This is a genomic window from Nonomuraea fastidiosa, from assembly GCF_042751225.1.
Taxonomy (GTDB): Bacteria; Actinomycetota; Actinomycetes; order Streptosporangiales; family Streptosporangiaceae; genus Nonomuraea; species Nonomuraea fastidiosa.
In genome coordinates, this window is sequence record NZ_CP170570.1 from 3,674,992 (window position 1) to 3,691,656 (window position 16,665).

Sequence of the window (16,665 nt, forward strand, 5' to 3'; positions counted from 1 at the left end):
CGAGCGGCCCTCAGCCGCTGCTGTTCCCCGGGGAGCGCGTGGTGTGCGGCTGGATGAGGAGTATCTGGCCGACCTGGCCGACCTGGTGTGGACGCCGTGCCCGGGACGTCAGGCGCCGCCGCTGGGCAGCAAGGGGCGCGAGTTCGACCCCGACGAGCTCAAGCGGCCGACGCTCTTCGAGTCGACGCTGGTGACGCTCATGTCGCGGCCGTTCGGCTGGCTGGTGGTGGCCGAGCCGACCGACCTGCTCGACGCCGAGGTGGCGCACCTGCGTACTCAGCTCAATGTGCTGCGGCAGTACGGCGACGCCTCCGAGCGTTCCCGCTTCGACGCCGAGCGGGCCGAGCGCCGCATGCAGGAGCTGGACGCCTTCCGTGAGGCCGGTCTGTGGAACGTGCGCGTGCTGGCCGGCGGCGCCACCGCCGAGGAGCTGCGGCAGATCGCCCCCGTGCTCGTCGGGTCGGTCGAGATGAGCCATCACCCGTACCGGCTGCGCAGCTCGCACGGGGCCGCGTACGCGCTGACCGAGGCGCTGGCCATCACCATGCAGGACCCCGCCGACGGCGCCGCCGCGCCCTTCGCCGCCACGGCGGGGGCGCTCGCCGCGCTGGCCGGGCTGCCCCGCCGCGAGGTGCCCGGCGTACGGGTGCTCGACTCGGGCTTCTTCGACGTGACGTCCGAGTCCGACGGCGCGGGGAACGCCGCGGGCGAGGGCGGCGAGCTGCTGCTCGGCGAGATACTCGACGGCCAGGACCGCGGCGTCGGCTCGTTCCGCGTGCCGCTGGCCACGCTCAACAGGCACGCGTTCGTCACCGGCGCGACCGGCTCGGGCAAGTCGCAGACCGTGCGGCACATGCTGGAGCAGCTCAGCAGGGCCCGCATCCCGTGGCTCGCGATCGAGCCTGCGAAGTCCGAGTACGCCGCCATGGCCGGCCGCGTCACCGAGCCGGTCACCGTGATCAACCCGTCGGCCCCCGACGGCGTGCCGTTCAGCGTCAACCCGCTCGAACCCGAGCCCGGCTACCCCGTCCAGGCCCATATCGACATGGTCAGGGCGCTGTTCATGGCGGCGTTCGACGCCGAGGAGCCGTTCCCGCAGATCATGTCGCTGGCCCTGCAGCGCGTCTACGAGGCCACCGGCTGGGACGTCGTCACCGGCGGCGCCGTGCCCGGCTCCGACGTCCCGCCCAGCGTGCCCACGCTCGAACAGCTCCAGCAGCACGCCATGGACGTCATCAAGGAGATCGGCTACGGCCGCGAGGTGCAGGCCGACGTCGAGGGCTTCATCTCGCTGCGGCTGCGCTCGCTGCGCGTCGGCTCGGCCGGGCGCTTCTTCGAGGGCGGGCACCCCGCCGACATCGGCGGCCTGCTCGAACGCAACGTCGTGCTGGCCATCGAGGACGTCGCCAACGACGAGGACAAGGCGTTCCTCATGGGCACGCTGATCATCCGCATCGTCGAGCACCTGCGCATGCGCGCCCGCCGCGAGCGCTCGACCGGGCTGCGGCACGTCATCGTCATCGAGGAGGCGCACCGGCTGCTGCGCGACCGCGGACACGGCCGGGCCTCCACCCACGCCGTTGAGCTGCTGGCCGGGCTGCTCGCCGAGATCAGGGCGTACGGCGAGGGCATCGTGGTGGCCGAGCAGATCCCCACCAAGCTCGTCACCGACGTGGTCAAGAACACCGCGCTGAAGGTCGTGCACCGGCTGCCCGCCGAGGACGACAGGAGGCTCGTCGGCGCCGCCATGAACCTCAGCGACGAGCAGTCCCGCCACGTGGTCTCGCTCCAGCCGGGCGCGGCGGCGGTGTTCGCCGACGGCATGGACCGGCCGCTGCGGGTCCGCGTGCCGCTGGGGGAGTCGCGGGAGAAGGTGCTGCCCGGGCCGCCGCCGCCCATCAGGGGGCGCAGGTCGGCCGCGTGCGGGGCGCAGTGCCGTACCGGGCAGGCGTGCACGCTGGTCGAGCTGCGCGAGGCCGACGTGCTCGCAGGGGCGCAGGAGTGGGCCTGGCTGCGCATCTGGTGCGACACGGTCGTGCTCGCCTTCGTCACCAACCGTCCGCTGCCCGGCGTCCCGCGCGCGCTGTCGGCCGCGTGGAACGAGCTGCCGGCCCGGCGCAGGGAGTGCCTGCTCGCCACCCTCATCGAGCGCTGCGTGCAGCGGCGCGCGTGGTCGCTGCGCACGTGGTTCGACCCGTCGCTGCTGACCGAGAAGGCCGCGGAGACCGCCACCCGCCTGCTCGCCGGCCTCGACAGCGGTGGCGAGCGTCCGGGGGCGTCGTGGGTGATCCCGCAGGTGCGCTGGCTGCACGAGGTGGAAAGACTCTTCCCGTACGGTCACCCCGCCCCGAACCCGCGCAGCCCCGCCCCGCCCATGGAGTACGCCCTGTTCCGCCAGTCCCCGGGCACCACCGGCGACCTGGGGCACACCGAGCTGCTCGGCCACCGCGCCAAGGCGCTGCGCCACCACCCGCTGTCCATGGAGGTGGAGCACAACAGGGAGCTGGCCTGGCGGGTCATACTCGGCGACGACGAGAGCGAGAGCGTGCAGCGCGACATCCTCACCGTGGCCATCGGGGTCGAGGCGGCGGCCAGGATCCGGCACGTGGGGCAGACGATGGGGGCGGGCTGGCTGGAGGGCGTGCTGTCGTGGCCGCGCCGGTTCGTGCTGCCGTTCGAGCAGGGCGGAGCGCCGGAGATCGCGTTCGCCGAGCCGGCGGCGGCGCCCGTGAACGCCGCGCCCGTCTACAGCACCCCGGCCACGTAAGGGCGGCCTGGGCGATGCGGGCGGCCCGGCCGGGGCGCCGGGACGTGGCGGCTGGGCGTTCGCTCGTGGCACATCAGGGATCGGCCCACGTGAAGGTTCGCACCGGGTAGCAAACCGGACGGCGTTTCCGCGTGCTCCTCCGAAGCAGGCGGCAACCCCGACTAGGATCCATGCTCATGACCCAGCTTCCTTTGCGGGCCCAGCTCGCCAGCGCCCTGGGACGCAGCGCCGCCACGCTGTCCAGGATGACCGGGCGCGGTGACGGATCGGTGATCGGCGGGCGAATCGGTCTGCTGCTCGAACCGGACCTGCTGCGCCAGCTGGCCCGTGACCGCAAGCTGGCTCTGGTCAGTGCGACGAACGGCAAGACCACCACGACCCGGCTGATCACCTCGGCCCTCCTCGAGCTCGGCGAGGTCGCCACCAACGCCTTCGGCGCCAACATGCCGGCCGGCCACGTCTCGGCGCTCGCCCAGCACAAGCGCGCACCCTACGGCGTGCTGGAGGTGGACGAGAAATACCTGCCGCAGGTGCTCGACACGACGGGCGCGGGCGTCGTCTGCCTGATGAACCTCAGCCGCGACCAGATGGACCGCGCGGCCGAGATCTGGCTGCTCGCCCAGAAGTGGCGCAAGGCGCTGTCCGGCAGGCCCACCCACGTCATCGCCAACTGCGACGACCCGCTCGTCACCTGGGCCGCCTCCACCGCCGCCAAGGTCACCTGGGTGGCCGGCGGCCAGCGGTGGAAAGAGGACTCCTGGTGCTGCCCCGAGTGCGGCGGCCCGCTCGACCGCAAAGACGCCGACTGGGCCTGCCGCGAGTGCACCTTCCACCGCCCCGAGCCGCAGTGGGCGGTCGACGGCGACTCCGCGATCGACCCGCGGGGGCAGCGGTGGCTGCTCGACATCCAGCTTCCCGGCCAGGCCAACCGCTCCAACGCGGTGATGGCGCTGGCCGTGGCCGAGGCGTTCGGGGTGACGGTCGACCGGGCGCTGCCCCGCCTGCGCGAGGTCACCTCGGTGGCCGGCCGCTACACCACCGTCGAGCGCGACGGCCGCCACGCCCGCCTGCTGCTGGCGAAGAACCCCGCCGGCTGGCTCGAGGCGTTCGACGTCGCCGACCCGCAGCTTCCGGTCATCCTGTCGGTCAATGCCCAGGGCCCCGACGGCCGCGACACCTCGTGGCTGTGGGACGTCGACTACCGCATCCTGCGCGGGCGTCCGGTGTTCGTCACCGGCGAGCGCCGTCTCGACCTGGCGCTGCGGCTCGACGTCGCCGAGGTGGCGTTCACGCTGTGCGACACGTTCAACGAGGCCCTGGCGATGCAGCCGCCCGGCCGGGTCGATGTGATCGCCAACTACACCGCCTTCCAGCACATCCGATCGGAGTTCGGCCGTGCCGTCTGACAGCGCCCTTCGCATCGTCTGGATCTATCCCGACCTGCTGAGCACGTACGGCGATCAGGGCAACGTCCTGGTCCTCGAAGCGCGGGCGCGGCGGCGCGGCATCGAGACCGAGACGATCCACGTACGCTCGGCCGACCCGGTGCCCGAGACCGGCGACATTTACCTCATCGGCGGCGGCGAGGACCGCCCGCAGATCCTGGCCGCCGGGCGCCTGCGCAAGGACGGCGGCCTGCACCGCGCGGTCGCGCGCGGAGCGTCGGTGCTCGCGGTCTGCGCCGGCTACCAGATCATGGGCAGCACGTTCGGCGGCGAGGAAGGGCAGCCGGTCGAGGGCATCGGCCTGCTCGACATCACCAGCTCGCGCGGCCCCGCCCGCGCCGTGGGCGAGCTGGTCGCCGAGGTCGACGCCGCGCTCAACATCCCCACGCTGACCGGCTTCGAGAACCACATGGGCGTCACCCACCTGGGCCCCGGCGTCAAGCCGCTGTCGAAGACGGTCGTGGGCGTGGGCAACGGCGACGGCTTCGAAGGCTGCTACGCCGGCCACGTCGTCGGCACGTACCTGCACGGCCCCGCCCTGGCCCGCAACCCCGCGCTGGCCGACCTGCTGCTGTCGTGGCGGGTAGGGGACCTGCCCCCGCTCGACGACTCCCGCTACGAAGCCCTCCGCCAGGAGCGCCTCACCACGGTCCTCGAACAGCAGCGCTGACGTACGGCTCGCGCCCTGGCCGCCGCTCCCGGCCGGGCGGCTCGCGACGGCACCGCGCGCTCCAGTACGTCCGCCGAGGCGGCGCCGGGCGCTGCCAAGCAGGTGCCGCCCAGGAGGCGCCGGCCGGTCGCCTGAGGCGGCATCGGGCGCTTCCGTGCGGGCCGCGAGGTGCGTCCGCCCGGGCCCTTGCCCCGCCTTACAGGGCAGCTCCCCTTCCAGGCCGTGCCCTCGGGTGCCCATCGTTGACATGCAGCCGCACGGCTGCATATCGTGCGAAAGGCAGCCGGACGGCTGCATGTCAGGATGGCGAAAAATGGACGACGTCTTCAGAGCGCTGGCCGACCCCAGCCGCCGCAGGTTGCTCGACAGCCTCAACGCCCGTGACGGGCAGACGCTGCGCGAGCTGTGTGCGGGGCTCGACATGGCCAGGCAGTCGGTCAGCAAGCATCTCGCCGTGCTGGAGGAGGCCAACCTGGTCACCACGGTGCGGCGGGGGCGGGAGAAGCTGCACTTCCTCAACGCCGTACCGATCAACGCCATCGCCGACCGCTGGATCAACCGCTACGACCGCCACCGGGCAGCCGCCCTGGCGGACCTCAAGACGGCCTTGGAGGTACGTCCCATGGAGCAGGACGTCGTCTACACCACCTACATCCGCACCACCCCGGAACGCCTCTGGCAGGCGCTCACCGACCCCGCATGGACCCGGCGCTACTGGGGGGTGGAGCTGGAGTCGGACTGGCAGGTGGGCTCGGCGGTCACCTGGACGTACGAGGGCGTCAGGATGGCCGACCCCGAGCAGGTCGTGGTGGCGTCGGAGCCGTACCGGCGGCTGGCGTACACCTGGCACACGATCACGCCGGAGTTCGCCGAGATCGTCGGGCTGACCCCCGAGGGGCGGGAGGAGATGGCCAAGGAGCCGCGCTCGACGGTGACGTTCGAGATCGAGGAGGCCGGCGAGATGGTCAAGCTGACCGTCGTGCACGGCGGGTTCGAGCCGGGCAGCACGATCAGGGAAGGCGTCGGCCAGGGCTGGCCGGAGATCGTCTCCAGTCTCAAGACCCTGCTGGAGACCGGCCAGCCGCTGCCGTCGGGCGCCCAGTGAGACGGCCCAGTGAGACGGCTCAGTAGACGAGCGCCTGCACGCCCTCCGCGGTCACTTCCTCGACGAACGCCGGCGCGCCCGCGATGCGGATGCCGTCGATGACGTCGTCGGCCGTGATGTTCCTGCGGGCGGCGCACTGCGTGCAGAGCGTCACCCGCCCGCCCGCGAGGAGGGCGTCGAGCAGGTCGGTGAGCGGCGCGGCGTGCGGCAGGCTGAACTCCTTGGCCCGGCCGGGCAGCGCGAACCACGCCGACTCGCCGGTCAGCCAGAGCGAGACGTCCACGCCGCTCGCGAGCGCCGCCGTCGCGACCGTGAACGCCTGGTTGCAGCGCTCGGGGGCGTCGGCCCCGGCGGTCACCTTGATCACCAGTGATCGTGCCATGCTCGCCACCCTAACGCCCCGGTCCTCCACCGCCACTAGTCTTGGAAACCATGGAAGAACCTGAGGTGCACCCCGACCTGGAGCCGATCGCGTTCCTGCTGGGGCGGTGGGAAGGCGCGGGCGTCGGCGGCTACCCCACGATCGAGAGCTTCAACTTCGGCCAGGAGATCGAGTTCGGCCACAACGGCAAGCCGTTCCTGACCTACGTGAGCCGCACCTGGCTGCTCGACGACGCCGGCAACCGCGTCAAGCCGCTGGCCACGGAGTCGGGCTACTGGCGGCCCCAGCCCGACCGGCAGATCGAGGTGGTGCTCTCCCATCCGACGGGCATCGTCGAGATCTACATCGGCGAGGTCGTCTTCCACAAGATCGAGCTGCGCACCGACGTGGTCGCCCGTACGGTGTCCGCCAAGGAGTACACGGCGGGCCACCGTCTCTACGGCCTGGTCAACGGCAACCTCATGTGGGCGTACGAGATGGCGGCCATGGGCCAGCCGCTCAGCGACCACATGTCGGCCGAGCTGAAGAAGGTCGCCTGAGATGAGCTCGCCGTTCACCCCCGACGCGGTCGAGGCGATCAAACGCCACATGAACGACGACCACGCCGAGGACGGCCTGCTCATCGTGCGCGCGCTGGGGGGCAGGCCCGAGGCCGCCAGCGCCGTCACGACCGACGTGGACGCCGAGGCGATCACGTTCACGATCGACGGCGGGGAGCGGGTGCGGGTGCCGTGGGGGGAGACGCTGACCGAGCGCGCCCAGGTGCGCAAGGCCGTCGTACGTCTCTACCGCGAGGCGTGCGCCAAGCTCGGCCTCCCCGCCCGCGGCGAGCACTGAGCCGTCTTTCAGCCAAGCTCGGCGTTCGCGCCCGCGGCGAGCACTGAGCCGTCTCTCAGCCGGTGCGGGCATGAAAAAGGGCCCCGGGCAACTATCCGCCTGCCGTGCAGGCGGGCCGGCTGGGCTACGGACGGGAACGACGTCCCGCCCTCCGGCTGCCAGGGGCCCCGGTGATTGCCTCGTATTCGCTGACGTCACGAGACAACAGTCCGCGATGTCAGCGGACAACCACCTCGCTAGCCCGATTATGACTACTCATTATTCGGACCACCTCCTTTCCGCGTACCCCAGAAGCTATGCGGTCCTGCGCGAAAGGGGCAAGCGAATATCGTCGCGGCATAGACTCGGGTCATGACGGAGACGCAGTGGCACGAAGAACTCCGTGCCAAGGGCTACCGGGTCACCCCGCAGCGTCAGCTCGTCCTCGAGGCCATCAAGGCGCTGGAGCACGCCACACCGGAGGAGATCTGCGTCAAGGTGCGCGAGACCGCGCGCGGCGTGAACATCTCGACCGTCTACCGCACGCTGGAGCTGCTCGAAGAGCTCGGCCTGGTGACCCACACCCATCTCGGCCATGGCGCGCCCACCTACCACCTCGCGGCCGAGGCGGACCACGTCCACCTGGTGTGCCGGGGGTGTGAGCAGGTGTTCGAGGTACGTCCTGAGCTGGCCGACGGGCTGGTGGAGGGGCTCGACAAGGAGATGGGATTCGTGGCCGACGTCCGCCACCTGACGGTGTTCGGCCGCTGCCGCGACTGCCGCTGACCAAGCCGGCGCGTCGGCCCTCGCCGACGGGGCCGGCGCAGCGGCTTCCACTGATCCGGGCCGCCGCATGGACGACCCGGCCGGGGCGGCGACGGCACGATCTCCGGTGCGGATAGCCTGGAAGGCATGCGTAGCCCTCTGCTCGATCTCCCCGGCGCGGTCCCGGCGGACGCGCCGGACTCCGACGTAGCCGCCCACTACGGCGACCTGTTCGCCGAGCAGCGCGCGCTGGCCAAGGGGGAGGCGATCGTCGACCGCAGCAACCGCGAGGTGGTCCGCATCTCCGGCGCCGACCGGCTGAAATGGCTCAACGACCTGACCTCGCAAAAGCTCGACACGCTGCAGCCCGGCGAGTGGACGCAGACGCTCGACCTCGACCTGCAGGGCCGCGTGCAGCACCACTTGACGCTGGTGGACGACGGCGAGAGCGTGCTCGCCCACGTCGAGCCCGGCACCGCGCAGAGCCTGATCGACTACCTCGACCGCATGCGGTTCATGCTGCGGGTGGAGGTGTCGCGGGCCGACGACCTCGCGGTGCTCTCCACGGCGAATGAGGACTTCCTGGTGCCCAGGTCCGAGCTGGGTGAGCACATGGGGCGGCCGCTGGCCGGTCTGTGGGCGTACGAGGCGCTGCGGATCGAGGCGCACCGGCCGCGGCTCGGCTTCGAGACCGACCACAAGACGATCCCCCACGAGGTGGGCTGGATCGGCACGGCCGTCCACCTCAGCAAGGGCTGCTACCGCGGCCAGGAGACGGTGGCGCGGGTGCACAACCTCGGGCATCCGCCGCGCCGCCTGGTCTTCCTCCACCTCGACGGCAGCGTCGACACGCTGCCGCCGCACGGCGCTCCGGTGATCTTCGAGAGCCAGGAGGTCGGTGTGGTGGGCTCGTCGGCCCGCCACCACGAGCTGGGGCCGATCGCGCTGGCGGTGATCAAGCGTACGGTGCCGGTCGACGCGCAGCTCCTGGCCGGCGGGGTGGCCGCCGCCCAGGAGGTCGTGGTGCCGCCGGACGCAGGGCGCAACGTCAGCATCGACCCGGCGCTGCGCCGCCGCATCCGCTAGACCTCAACGCCCCATGAAGGGGTCACATCTCCAGGATGACCGTGATGGGGCCGTCATTGACCAGGGACACCTGCATGTCGGCCCCGAACTTGCCCGTCTCCACGTGGGCGCCCAGCGCCCGCAGCTCCTCCACCACGGCGTCGACCAGCGGCTCGGCGACCGGGCCGGGGGCCGCGGCCTGCCAGGTGGGCCTGCGGCCCTTGCGGGCGTCGCCGTACAGCGTGAACTGGCTGATCACCAGCAGCGGCGCCGACACGTCGGAGCAGGACTTCTCGCCGTGCAGGATGCGCAGCCCCCACAGCTTGGCGGCGAGCTTGGCGGCCTCGGCCCGCGTGTCGGTGTGCGTGACCCCGACCAGCACCAGCAGGCCGGGCTCCGTGATGGCTCCGACCGTGCGCCCCTCGACCTCGACCGAGGCCGACCTGACTCTCTGTACGACTGCTCGCATGGGCACCCATTCTGGACCAGGACAAACCCCTCCATACACTCGTGTCGAAAGGGGTTGTGAACATGTCGATGATTGTGGAAGTCGTCCGGTCCGGGTTCGTGGAGTCCACGCATCTGGCCCGCGTGCTGACCGTGGACGCCCAGGCGCGCCCGGTCGAGACCAGAGGTGCGGTGCACGTGCCGGCCTCGCCACGGTCGTCGATGAAGCCGCTTCAGGCGCTCGGCATGCTGCGTGCCGGGCTGCGCCTGGAGGACGAACTGCTGGCGCTGGCCTGCGCCTCCCACTCGGGCGAGCCCTTCCACGTGGAGGGCGTCAGGAAGATCCTGTCGGACGCGGGGCTCGACGAGTCGGCGCTGCAGTGCCCTGAGGACTACCCGTTCGACCGGGCGGTGACCGAGCGCGGGCGGGTCTACATGAACTGCTCGGGCAAGCACGCGGCCATGCTGGCCACCTGCGCCGTCAACGACTGGCCGCTGGAGACGTACCGGGAGCCCGCGCACCCGCTGCAGCGCGCGATCAGGGAGACCGTGGAGGAGCTGACCGGCGAGCGGGTCGCCGCGTCGGGTGTGGACGGGTGCGGGGCGCCGCTGTTCTTCGTCTCGATGCTCGGGGTGGTCAAGGCGTTCCGCGCGTTCCCGCTGTCGTCGCCCGACTCGTACGAGCGCAAGATCTTCGACGCCATGCGCACCTACCCGGAGTGGACCTCGGGCACCGACCGGCCCGAGGCCAAGCTCATGCGTGCCCTGCCCGGCCTGATGGTGAAGGCCGGGGCGGAGGCGTTCGAGGCGTTCGCGTTCGAGGACGGCCGGGCCGGCGCGATCAAGGTGGAGGACGGGTACGGGCGCGCCCGCACCCCGGTCACCGTGGCCGCGCTGCGCTCGGTGGGCCTGGACGCGCCCGAGCTGGCCGAGCTGGGCGCGCCCGCCGTGCTGGGCGGCGGCCGTCCCGTCGGCGAGCTGAGGGTGCGCTAGAGGCTGCGGAACTGGCGGGTGGCGGAGATGGCGCCCGACGTCGTCGTGGTGAACGTACGCATCGACCCGGCGAACTTCGACAGGTCCCACTCCGCCGGCCCGTGATACCAGTACAGGTTGTCCGCCTGCTGCCCGTTCCCGGTGACGGAGGCCACCACCCGCGACCAGTGCTCGACCCCGTCGAAGATCACGGCGTACGGCAGGTAGCGGGAGAACAGCTCCACCCGGTGCTGCTCGGGCACATTGCCCAGCTCACCGGAGAACAGGTACTCGCGGAAGCGCATGGTCTGCGCGAGCGCGGCCGAGCCCTTGGCGGTCTTGGCCGGCATGTACTGCCCGCCGACCGCCAGCGCGCCGCCCGCGATGATGACGGCCAGGCCGAGCAGCCCGTACGTGGTGAACCAGGCCAGCGCGGCGGTGGCCAGCAGCCCGACGACGATGAGCACCACGCCGATCGTGGTCCAGCGGGTGCGCTCGGTGTCGGGCCTGCGGGCGAACCAGCCCTGCTTGACCACGTCGGCGTAGAGCGCGTCGCGCACCTTGCCCAGATGGCTCGCGAACGTGCCGGAAAGCTGCGACAGCAGCACCGCGTCGCGGCCCTCGAAGATGGCGTCATAGAGCGCCCGCTCGTACGGCAGGAGCGCGTCGACCGGCGCGTGGTGCAGCTTGACGAGCATCCAGTCCGGCGCGTCGTACGTCTGCCGCGGCTGCTCGTCGATGCGCAAATAGCCGCGGACGGCGAGGTCCACGATGGTGGCGGTGACGTCGATGACGTCGGCCTGCTCGTCCACCAGCGTGCCGATCTGGCCGGGCCGCACCCCTTCGGGCGGGGTGAACTGGCCGTTCTGCACGGGGTTGACCGCGCCCTCGTGGCCCGCGGCCCTGGCATCGCGCCCGCGCGTCCAGTAGAGCAGCGCCACGCCGCCGAGCAGCAGCACCAGCAGGGCGGCCAGGGCGCCGCCGGTGACGGCGTTGAGCGTGAAGGCGGCCGACAGCGAGAACCGCCGGTCCAGGATGGGCTGGGCGCCGGTGGCGCCCTTGGGGTAGCCGACGACGACGGTCAGCGCCTCGCCGGGGGCGAGGTTCTCCTGCTCGAAGTCGGCCTGGATGGCCTCGTGGTCCATCGAGGCGGAGGTGCAGCCGATGGCCGAGGTCAGCGCACCGGCGAAGCACGACAGGTTCTGCACCTGGCCTGGGCCCTTGACGTGCACGGTGGCCTTGGTGACCGGCTGATTCCAGCCGCCGACCGCGAACCAGCGCAGCTCCTCGATGCCGCCCGTCGGCGTCACCGCGCCCTTGACGTCGTACTCGACGGTCTCGCCCGTCACGGTGAGCACGTCGCCCGACAGGGTGCCGCCCTTGACGTTCGAGATCTGGTAGAGGCGGTCGCTGGTGTCGTCGTAGCGCGTCCTGGTGATGAACGTGCGCTTGAGCTCTCCCGACGCCCCGCCGATCTTCTCGACCACGTGCAGGGTGCCGTTCTTGCCTAGGGTCAGCGTCACCTCATCCGTGATCCCTGCCTGAGCCGCCGCGGCGGCCGGGGCGGTGGTCAACGTCAGAGCGGTGGCCGTAAGGGCGGCCATCGTGAGTCTGAAACCCGTCATGGCGGGACATCGTATCGGTTCGTCTTAGTTTGTCACCGTCAGTTGTCCTCCGGCCACGTCGGCGGGTGCGCGCGGGGCTCCACGATGCTGAAAAGCTGCAGGATCGGCGCGAAGACGGTGGTGAGGAGCAGCGAGGACAGGCCGTCGCCGACCAGGTCGAGCCGGTGCCGGTAGCCGCCTTTGAGCGCCGTGGTGAGCGCCTGGTAGGCGAGCGGTATCGCGCGGAACATCGCCATGCGGCCCTGCAGCGCTGTCGAGGCCGCCAGCCGGCACTGGGTGACCAGGGTGTCGATGTGGTCGTCGCCGAGGATGCGGCGACGGCCTTCGAGCACGTCGGAGAAGACCGTGGCGGCCCTTTTGAACTGGTTGTCGGCGAGCAGGCCCTGGGCGTACCAGTGGCGGGCTTCGAGCAGGACGGGATGCTCGGCGCCCAGCCGCCGCTCCAGCCGGGCCGCCGTCTCCTTCAGGATCGCAAGGCCCGCGCTTTCGCGCTTGGCCCTGATCAGGGTGCGGCCGTACATCGCCGCCGCCGCGAGCGTGTGCGGGTTGTCGCGGCCGAGCTCGGCCTCGCGGACCCGGTGGACGTGCTCCATGAGCTCGATGGCCTTGGCCTCGTTCTGCGGCACCTCGCGTGACGGGTAGTCGAGGATGATCAGCGCCGTGGCCTGCACCATCATGGCGTCGAGGCACCCCGGGTGCAGCTCGTGGCCGAGTGCCCGGTAGTCCTCGACGATCTTCGCGGCCTCTTTCCTCGTCTCCAGGAAGTGGCCGAGCTTGTTGCGCGCCGACAGGCGTACGGTGCGGGCGGCCAGCACGTCGAGCGGGTCGGCCGCCGCCGTCCAGCGTTCCAGCGCCTCGTCCATGAGGGACTGCGCGGCCCGCAGCTCGCCCGCGTCGTGCAGGACGCGGGCCCGGTCGGTGGCGACGCGCAGCAGCACGCGCTCGTCGCCGTGCTCGCGGAAGTACTCCATGGTGCGCCGCGTCAGTTCCAGGGCCTGCGGGTAGTCGCCGAGGCGGGCCAGGACCATCGCGAAGCGGTGCAGGAGCAGCAGGTACTCGGCGCCGTACGCGGTCTCCGAGCCCTTGTAGCGGCGCAGCACCTCCTCGCACCGCTCCCTGGCCTCGTCGAACTTGCCCAGGGCCTCCAGACGCTCGGCCAGCTCGCTCTGGGCACGCAGGATGTCGGCCGTGTCGAGGTGTTCGCGGATCCACCGGCGAAGGTCGTCGCAGGCCGGCTCCGGGGTGAGCGTCTTGACCAGCTCGTACAGGAACCGGCGCAGCCGGTCCTCCCCGGGCAGCTCTTCGGCGACGTGCCGGATCGCGTCCCACACCGAGCGGAAGTCGGGGTGGGCGCCGCTGCCGGGGAAGACCCGTTGCACCAGCTCGCGCAGGTCCGTGCCGGCCCCGGCCGCCGCCACGATCCGGCGCAGCTCGCGCCGCTCGTCCTGCGACAGCCAGGGCAGGTCGAGGACGTCGTCCAGCTCCTCCCAGTGGCGGCGGATGGACGAGACGGGCAGCATCCGGCCGGTGAGCCTCGTCGCGGACGTGGCCTTGTCGGTGAACATGCCGATCACGTCGCCGGTCTCGTGGTCGTAGACGGCCGCGCCGCTGAAGCCCTTGTCGGGGATCTCGGCGTGGGCGGTGGCGGCGCGGACGTGCTGCCACTCGCCGAACAGGTCGGTGGTGGTGAGCACGAGTTCCAGCGGGGCGCCGGTGTGATCGCCCGGCCGCAGGAAGCCGTGAGCCACGTAACCGCCCTGCGGACTCGCATGCGTCACCAGCTTGGCCGGGCCGATGTCCACGGCGCGTTCGAGCCTCAGCACGGCGACGTCGCCGAGGTCGTCCTGAGCCCGCCAGGGGCCCATCATGTGGACGGTCGCCCGCAGCCCGAGCAGGTCGCCCCTGCCCGCCTGGGGGAAGGACACCAACGGTGCGGTCTCTTCGAGCACCACGTGGGCGCAGGTGAGCACCAGGTCGGGTGCGACCAGGAATCCGGCGCCCAGGGTGCGGTCCGGCCCGTGGACGCGGGCGCGCCACGCCCCTTTCACGCTCAGCCGCTCTGGTCGGTACGGCCGGGGGCCTGCCGGTCGCTCCGGTCGGAGGCCGCCCCGTCGTTCCTGCCGGGGGCCTGCCAGCGGAGCCTGACGACGAGCTGGCCCTCCGCCTTGCCCTTGGCGACCACCGCCCCGACCTCGCCCTGGAGCTTCACCCCGAACTCCAGCTCGACCTCGTCGGGCCCGATCGGCAGCTCGCGGAACGTCCTCAGCGCCGCCGCCGCGGCGTCCCGCACGTCGGAGAGCGATTCCTCCAGCCGCAGCTTGGCCTGGCGGATGGTGCCTGCGCCGATGCCGGCGGACTCCCACCCTCCTCCCGGCTCTTCGTCGGAGCCGGTCTCGATCAGTACGGAGCCGCCGTCTTCGAGTTCCCACCGCACGAGCTCGGTCACGCCATGAATCTACCTCCGCATGACCGGATCGCGACGGGAACGGCTCAGCCGAGCGAGATCGCGTTCGCCGCCCGCTGCACGCTCTCCATCGGGGCGGGTCCGCCCGGGTTCTCCGTGGCGAGCGCCTGGTTCGCCGCCACGAACGGCCGCATGCGCCGCTCGTAACGCTCGCCCGCGCCCTCGGGTCCCGCCAGCAGCTCCTCGGCCAGCACGTACGCCCCCACCATGGCCAGGCTGGTGCCCTGCCCGGACAGCGGCGAGGCGCAGTAGCCGGCGTCGCCGACCAGCGCCACCCGGCCCGTGCTCCAGCGGTCCATCCTGACCTGGGCGATGGGGCCGAAGGAGAAGTCGTCGGCCTTCCACATCGCCTCGATCAGCCTGGGGGCCTCCCACAGCCGTCCGCAGCGCTCTTCGATCAGCCGCTTCTGCTGCTCGACGTCGCGGTGGTCGTAGGCGATGGGCGCGCTCTCGAAGCCCAGGTTGACGATCATCTTGGCGCGGTCGCGGTCGCTGAAGGCGACGCCGCCCGCGTCGCCCTCGTTGAACCAGGTCTGCCAGTGGTCGAGGCCGAGGAAGTTGTCGGTGGTGAAGACGGAGATGTACTGGCCGAGGTGGTGGATGTAGCGCGGCTCGGGGCCGAAGGCCAGCGCGCGCACCCGCGAGTGCAGGCCGTCGGCGCCGATGATGTAGTCGTAGCGGTCGCGCCCGCCGCCTTCGAAGGTCACTTCGCCGTCCTCTGTCAGGGTGGCGATCGAGTCGCCGTAGACCCGGCGGGCCGGGCTCGCGGTGGCGAGCACGGAGACCAGGTCGCCGCGCATGATCTCGATGTCGGGGCCGTCGATCCGGCCGCCGCTGATCGTCGCCTCGGTGTCGCGCATCAGCTCGTTGCCGTCGCGGTCCACCATGGACATGCCGCGCGGCGTCGTACGCAGCGCTCTGACCTCCTCCAGCACGCCCATGCTCTCCGCCACGGTGAGCGCCGCGCCCCTGATGTCGATGGGCTGCCCGCCCGTGCGCAGGCCCGGGGCCCGCTCGACGACCGTCACGTCGGCGCCCGCGCGCCCCAGGAAGTGCGCGAGCACCGCACCCGCCACGCCCGAGCCGGAAACCAGAATCTTCACCGTCACGCTCCTTGCTGTTGACGTTGTACGCAGAACTGAATGTACGAAGTACATACAGCAGGTAGCAAGCTATAGTGGGGAAGATCTGTACTAGTACAGGAGGTTAGATGGCGACAGGCTCAGGCGAGAGCGTCCCGCCGCACGCCCGCATCGCCGCCGACATCAAGCGGCGCATCGCCGACGGCAGGCTCCGACCCGGTGAGCGGGTGCCCTCGACCAGGCAGCTCGCCAGAGACTGGAACGTCGCGCTGGCCACCGCCGCGAAGGCGCTCACGCTGCTGGCCAGGGAGGGCGTCGTGGTCGCCGAGCCCCGGGTGGGCACGGTCGTGGCGGAGAGCCGCACCCGCAAGGTGCCGCGCGCGTTGTCGGATGACGACCTGACCCGCGAGCGCATCGTGCGCGCGGCCGTCGAGATCGCCGACGAGGAGGGTCTTGATGAGCTGACCATGCGGGGCCTGGCCACCCGGCTCGGCGTGGCCACCATGTCCCTCTACCGTCACGTGGGCGGCAAGGACGAGCTGGTCATGCTCATGGTCGGGGCGGTGATCGAGGACTTCCCGCTGCCCGGCGGGCGGCCGGAGAGCTGGCGCGCCGGGCTGGAGATCTCCGCGAGGACGCAGTGGGCCGCCTACCGCGCGCACCCCTGGCTGGCCCACACGACCTCGCTGACCCGGCCGATGCCCTCGCCGTCCCTGCTGGAGCACACCGAATGGGCCATGCGCGCCCTGGAAGGCACCGGCCTCGACCCGGTGACCAAGATGTACGTGCACACCCTGCTCTTCAGCTACGTGCAGGGCATCGCGGTCAACCTGGAGCGCGAACGCCGGGCCCGCGCCAGCACCGGCATGAGCGCAGACGAGTGGATGGACGCCCAGCAGCCGATCCTGCGCGGGTTCGCCGAGTCGGGCGACCATCCGGCCTTCGGCACGCTCATCCGTGAGCTCGGCGACGACTTCGACCTCGACCTCGACCGGCTCTTCGAGTTCGGCCTCCAGCCGTTGCTGGACGGCCTGGCCACAGTGATCGGCTCGCGGTGATC

Annotated in this window: 16 protein-coding genes; 10 read left to right on the top strand and 6 right to left on the bottom strand. The window is 71.6% G+C overall.

Going from position 1 to position 16,665, the window contains the following annotated elements:
• The first annotated feature begins 43 nt into the window (after positions 1-43).
• The 4 genes from ACFMQL_RS16955 to ACFMQL_RS16970 all read left to right on the top strand — a co-directional run bounded on the left by ACFMQL_RS16955 (position 44) and on the right by ACFMQL_RS16970 (position 5,987).
• Positions 44-2,767, top strand: coding sequence for an ATP-binding protein (locus ACFMQL_RS16955; protein ID WP_364062982.1), 2,724 nt, complete (start codon positions 44-46; stop codon positions 2,765-2,767).
• A 176-nt stretch (positions 2,768-2,943) separates the two neighbouring features.
• Positions 2,944-4,173 carry a MurT ligase domain-containing protein gene (locus tag ACFMQL_RS16960; RefSeq protein WP_364062985.1) on the top strand — a complete coding sequence of 410 codons (1,230 nt, stop codon included), beginning with the start codon at positions 2,944-2,946 and terminating at the stop codon, positions 4,171-4,173.
• Positions 4,163-4,882, top strand: a complete 720-nt coding sequence (locus tag ACFMQL_RS16965; RefSeq protein WP_364062988.1) for a glutamine amidotransferase — start codon at positions 4,163-4,165, stop codon at positions 4,880-4,882. Before ACFMQL_RS16960 ends, ACFMQL_RS16965 begins: the two co-directional genes overlap by 11 nt.
• 313 nt (positions 4,883-5,195) lie before the next feature.
• Entirely contained in the window at positions 5,196-5,987 is a 792-nt protein-coding gene (locus tag ACFMQL_RS16970) for a metalloregulator ArsR/SmtB family transcription factor (RefSeq protein WP_364062991.1), read from the top strand.
• A 19-nt stretch (positions 5,988-6,006) separates the two neighbouring features.
• On the opposite strand, the gene ACFMQL_RS16975 is transcribed toward ACFMQL_RS16970, so the two are convergent.
• Positions 6,007-6,369 (bottom strand): DsrE family protein, encoded by a 363-nt coding sequence (locus tag ACFMQL_RS16975; RefSeq protein WP_364062994.1) that lies wholly within the window; start codon positions 6,367-6,369, stop codon positions 6,007-6,009.
• 50 nt (positions 6,370-6,419) lie between these two features.
• Here ACFMQL_RS16975 and ACFMQL_RS16980 point away from each other — a divergent pair, with 50 nt between their 5' ends.
• The 4 genes from ACFMQL_RS16980 to ACFMQL_RS16995 all read left to right on the top strand — a co-directional run bounded on the left by ACFMQL_RS16980 (position 6,420) and on the right by ACFMQL_RS16995 (position 9,036).
• Positions 6,420-6,908 carry an FABP family protein gene (locus tag ACFMQL_RS16980; RefSeq protein WP_364062997.1) on the top strand — a complete coding sequence of 163 codons (489 nt, stop codon included), beginning with the start codon at positions 6,420-6,422 and terminating at the stop codon, positions 6,906-6,908.
• A gap of 1 nt (position 6,909) precedes the next feature.
• Positions 6,910-7,206: a DUF2470 domain-containing protein gene (locus ACFMQL_RS16985; RefSeq protein ID WP_364063000.1), complete on the top strand. Its 297-nt coding sequence runs from the start codon at positions 6,910-6,912 to the stop codon at positions 7,204-7,206.
• A 351-nt stretch (positions 7,207-7,557) separates the two neighbouring features.
• Positions 7,558-7,971, top strand: a complete 414-nt coding sequence (locus tag ACFMQL_RS16990) for a Fur family transcriptional regulator (protein ID WP_364063003.1) — start codon at positions 7,558-7,560, stop codon at positions 7,969-7,971.
• 126 nt (positions 7,972-8,097) lie between these two features.
• A complete protein-coding gene (locus tag ACFMQL_RS16995) occupies positions 8,098-9,036 on the top strand; it encodes a YgfZ/GcvT domain-containing protein (RefSeq protein ID WP_378786057.1) in 939 nt (312 codons plus the stop codon).
• Between the two features lie 22 nt (positions 9,037-9,058).
• On the opposite strand, the gene dtd is transcribed toward ACFMQL_RS16995, so the two are convergent.
• Entirely contained in the window at positions 9,059-9,484 is a 426-nt protein-coding gene (dtd, locus tag ACFMQL_RS17000) for a D-aminoacyl-tRNA deacylase (RefSeq protein ID WP_364063009.1), read from the bottom strand.
• Between the two features lie 62 nt (positions 9,485-9,546).
• On the opposite strand from dtd, the gene ACFMQL_RS17005 reads away from it, so the two are divergent.
• Positions 9,547-10,455, top strand: a complete 909-nt coding sequence (locus ACFMQL_RS17005) for an asparaginase (protein WP_378786058.1) — start codon at positions 9,547-9,549, stop codon at positions 10,453-10,455.
• On the opposite strand, the gene ACFMQL_RS17010 is transcribed toward ACFMQL_RS17005, so the two are convergent.
• Genes ACFMQL_RS17010 through ACFMQL_RS17025 form a run of 4 tightly spaced genes read right to left on the bottom strand, consistent with a single transcriptional unit; the run spans position 10,452 to position 15,626 of the window.
• Entirely contained in the window at positions 10,452-12,059 is a 1,608-nt protein-coding gene (locus ACFMQL_RS17010; RefSeq protein ID WP_378786059.1) for a DUF2207 domain-containing protein, read from the bottom strand. The two genes, ACFMQL_RS17005 and ACFMQL_RS17010, sit on opposite strands and share 4 nt — an antisense overlap.
• 38 nt (positions 12,060-12,097) lie before the next feature.
• Entirely contained in the window at positions 12,098-14,107 is a 2,010-nt protein-coding gene (locus tag ACFMQL_RS17015; RefSeq protein WP_378786060.1) for a tetratricopeptide repeat protein, read from the bottom strand.
• A gap of 2 nt (positions 14,108-14,109) precedes the next feature.
• Positions 14,110-14,505 (bottom strand): CU044_2847 family protein, encoded by a 396-nt coding sequence (locus ACFMQL_RS17020; RefSeq protein WP_364063021.1) that lies wholly within the window; start codon positions 14,503-14,505, stop codon positions 14,110-14,112.
• A gap of 44 nt (positions 14,506-14,549) precedes the next feature.
• Complete coding sequence (locus ACFMQL_RS17025; protein WP_378786061.1) at positions 14,550-15,626, bottom strand: FAD-dependent monooxygenase; 1,077 nt, start codon at positions 15,624-15,626, stop codon at positions 14,550-14,552.
• Between the two features lie 107 nt (positions 15,627-15,733).
• Here ACFMQL_RS17025 and ACFMQL_RS17030 point away from each other — a divergent pair, with 107 nt between their 5' ends.
• On the top strand, positions 15,734-16,663 hold the full coding sequence (locus tag ACFMQL_RS17030) for a TetR/AcrR family transcriptional regulator C-terminal domain-containing protein (protein ID WP_378786062.1): 930 nt from the start codon (positions 15,734-15,736) through the stop codon (positions 16,661-16,663).
• Positions 16,664-16,665: the final 2 nt, after the last annotated feature.

Excerpts from the sequence above, each read along its gene's own strand:
- ACFMQL_RS16960 (WP_364062985.1), top strand. The coding sequence starts at position 2,944 with ATGACCCAGCTTCCTTTGCGGGCCCAGCTCGCCAGCGCCCTGGGACGC.
- ACFMQL_RS16970 (WP_364062991.1), top strand. The coding sequence starts at position 5,196 with ATGGACGACGTCTTCAGAGCGCTGGCCGACCCCAGCCGCCGCAGGTTG.
- ACFMQL_RS16975 (WP_364062994.1), bottom strand. The coding sequence starts at position 6,369 with ATGGCACGATCACTGGTGATCAAGGTGACCGCCGGGGCCGACGCCCCC.
- ACFMQL_RS16980 (WP_364062997.1), top strand. The coding sequence starts at position 6,420 with ATGGAAGAACCTGAGGTGCACCCCGACCTGGAGCCGATCGCGTTCCTG.
- ACFMQL_RS16985 (WP_364063000.1), top strand. The coding sequence starts at position 6,910 with ATGAGCTCGCCGTTCACCCCCGACGCGGTCGAGGCGATCAAACGCCAC.
- ACFMQL_RS16990 (WP_364063003.1), top strand. The coding sequence starts at position 7,558 with ATGACGGAGACGCAGTGGCACGAAGAACTCCGTGCCAAGGGCTACCGG.
- ACFMQL_RS16995 (WP_378786057.1), top strand. The coding sequence starts at position 8,098 with ATGCGTAGCCCTCTGCTCGATCTCCCCGGCGCGGTCCCGGCGGACGCG.
- dtd (WP_364063009.1), bottom strand. The coding sequence starts at position 9,484 with ATGCGAGCAGTCGTACAGAGAGTCAGGTCGGCCTCGGTCGAGGTCGAG.
- ACFMQL_RS17005 (WP_378786058.1), top strand. The coding sequence starts at position 9,547 with ATGTCGATGATTGTGGAAGTCGTCCGGTCCGGGTTCGTGGAGTCCACG.
- ACFMQL_RS17010 (WP_378786059.1), bottom strand. The coding sequence starts at position 12,059 with ATGACGGGTTTCAGACTCACGATGGCCGCCCTTACGGCCACCGCTCTG.
- ACFMQL_RS17030 (WP_378786062.1), top strand. The coding sequence starts at position 15,734 with ATGGCGACAGGCTCAGGCGAGAGCGTCCCGCCGCACGCCCGCATCGCC.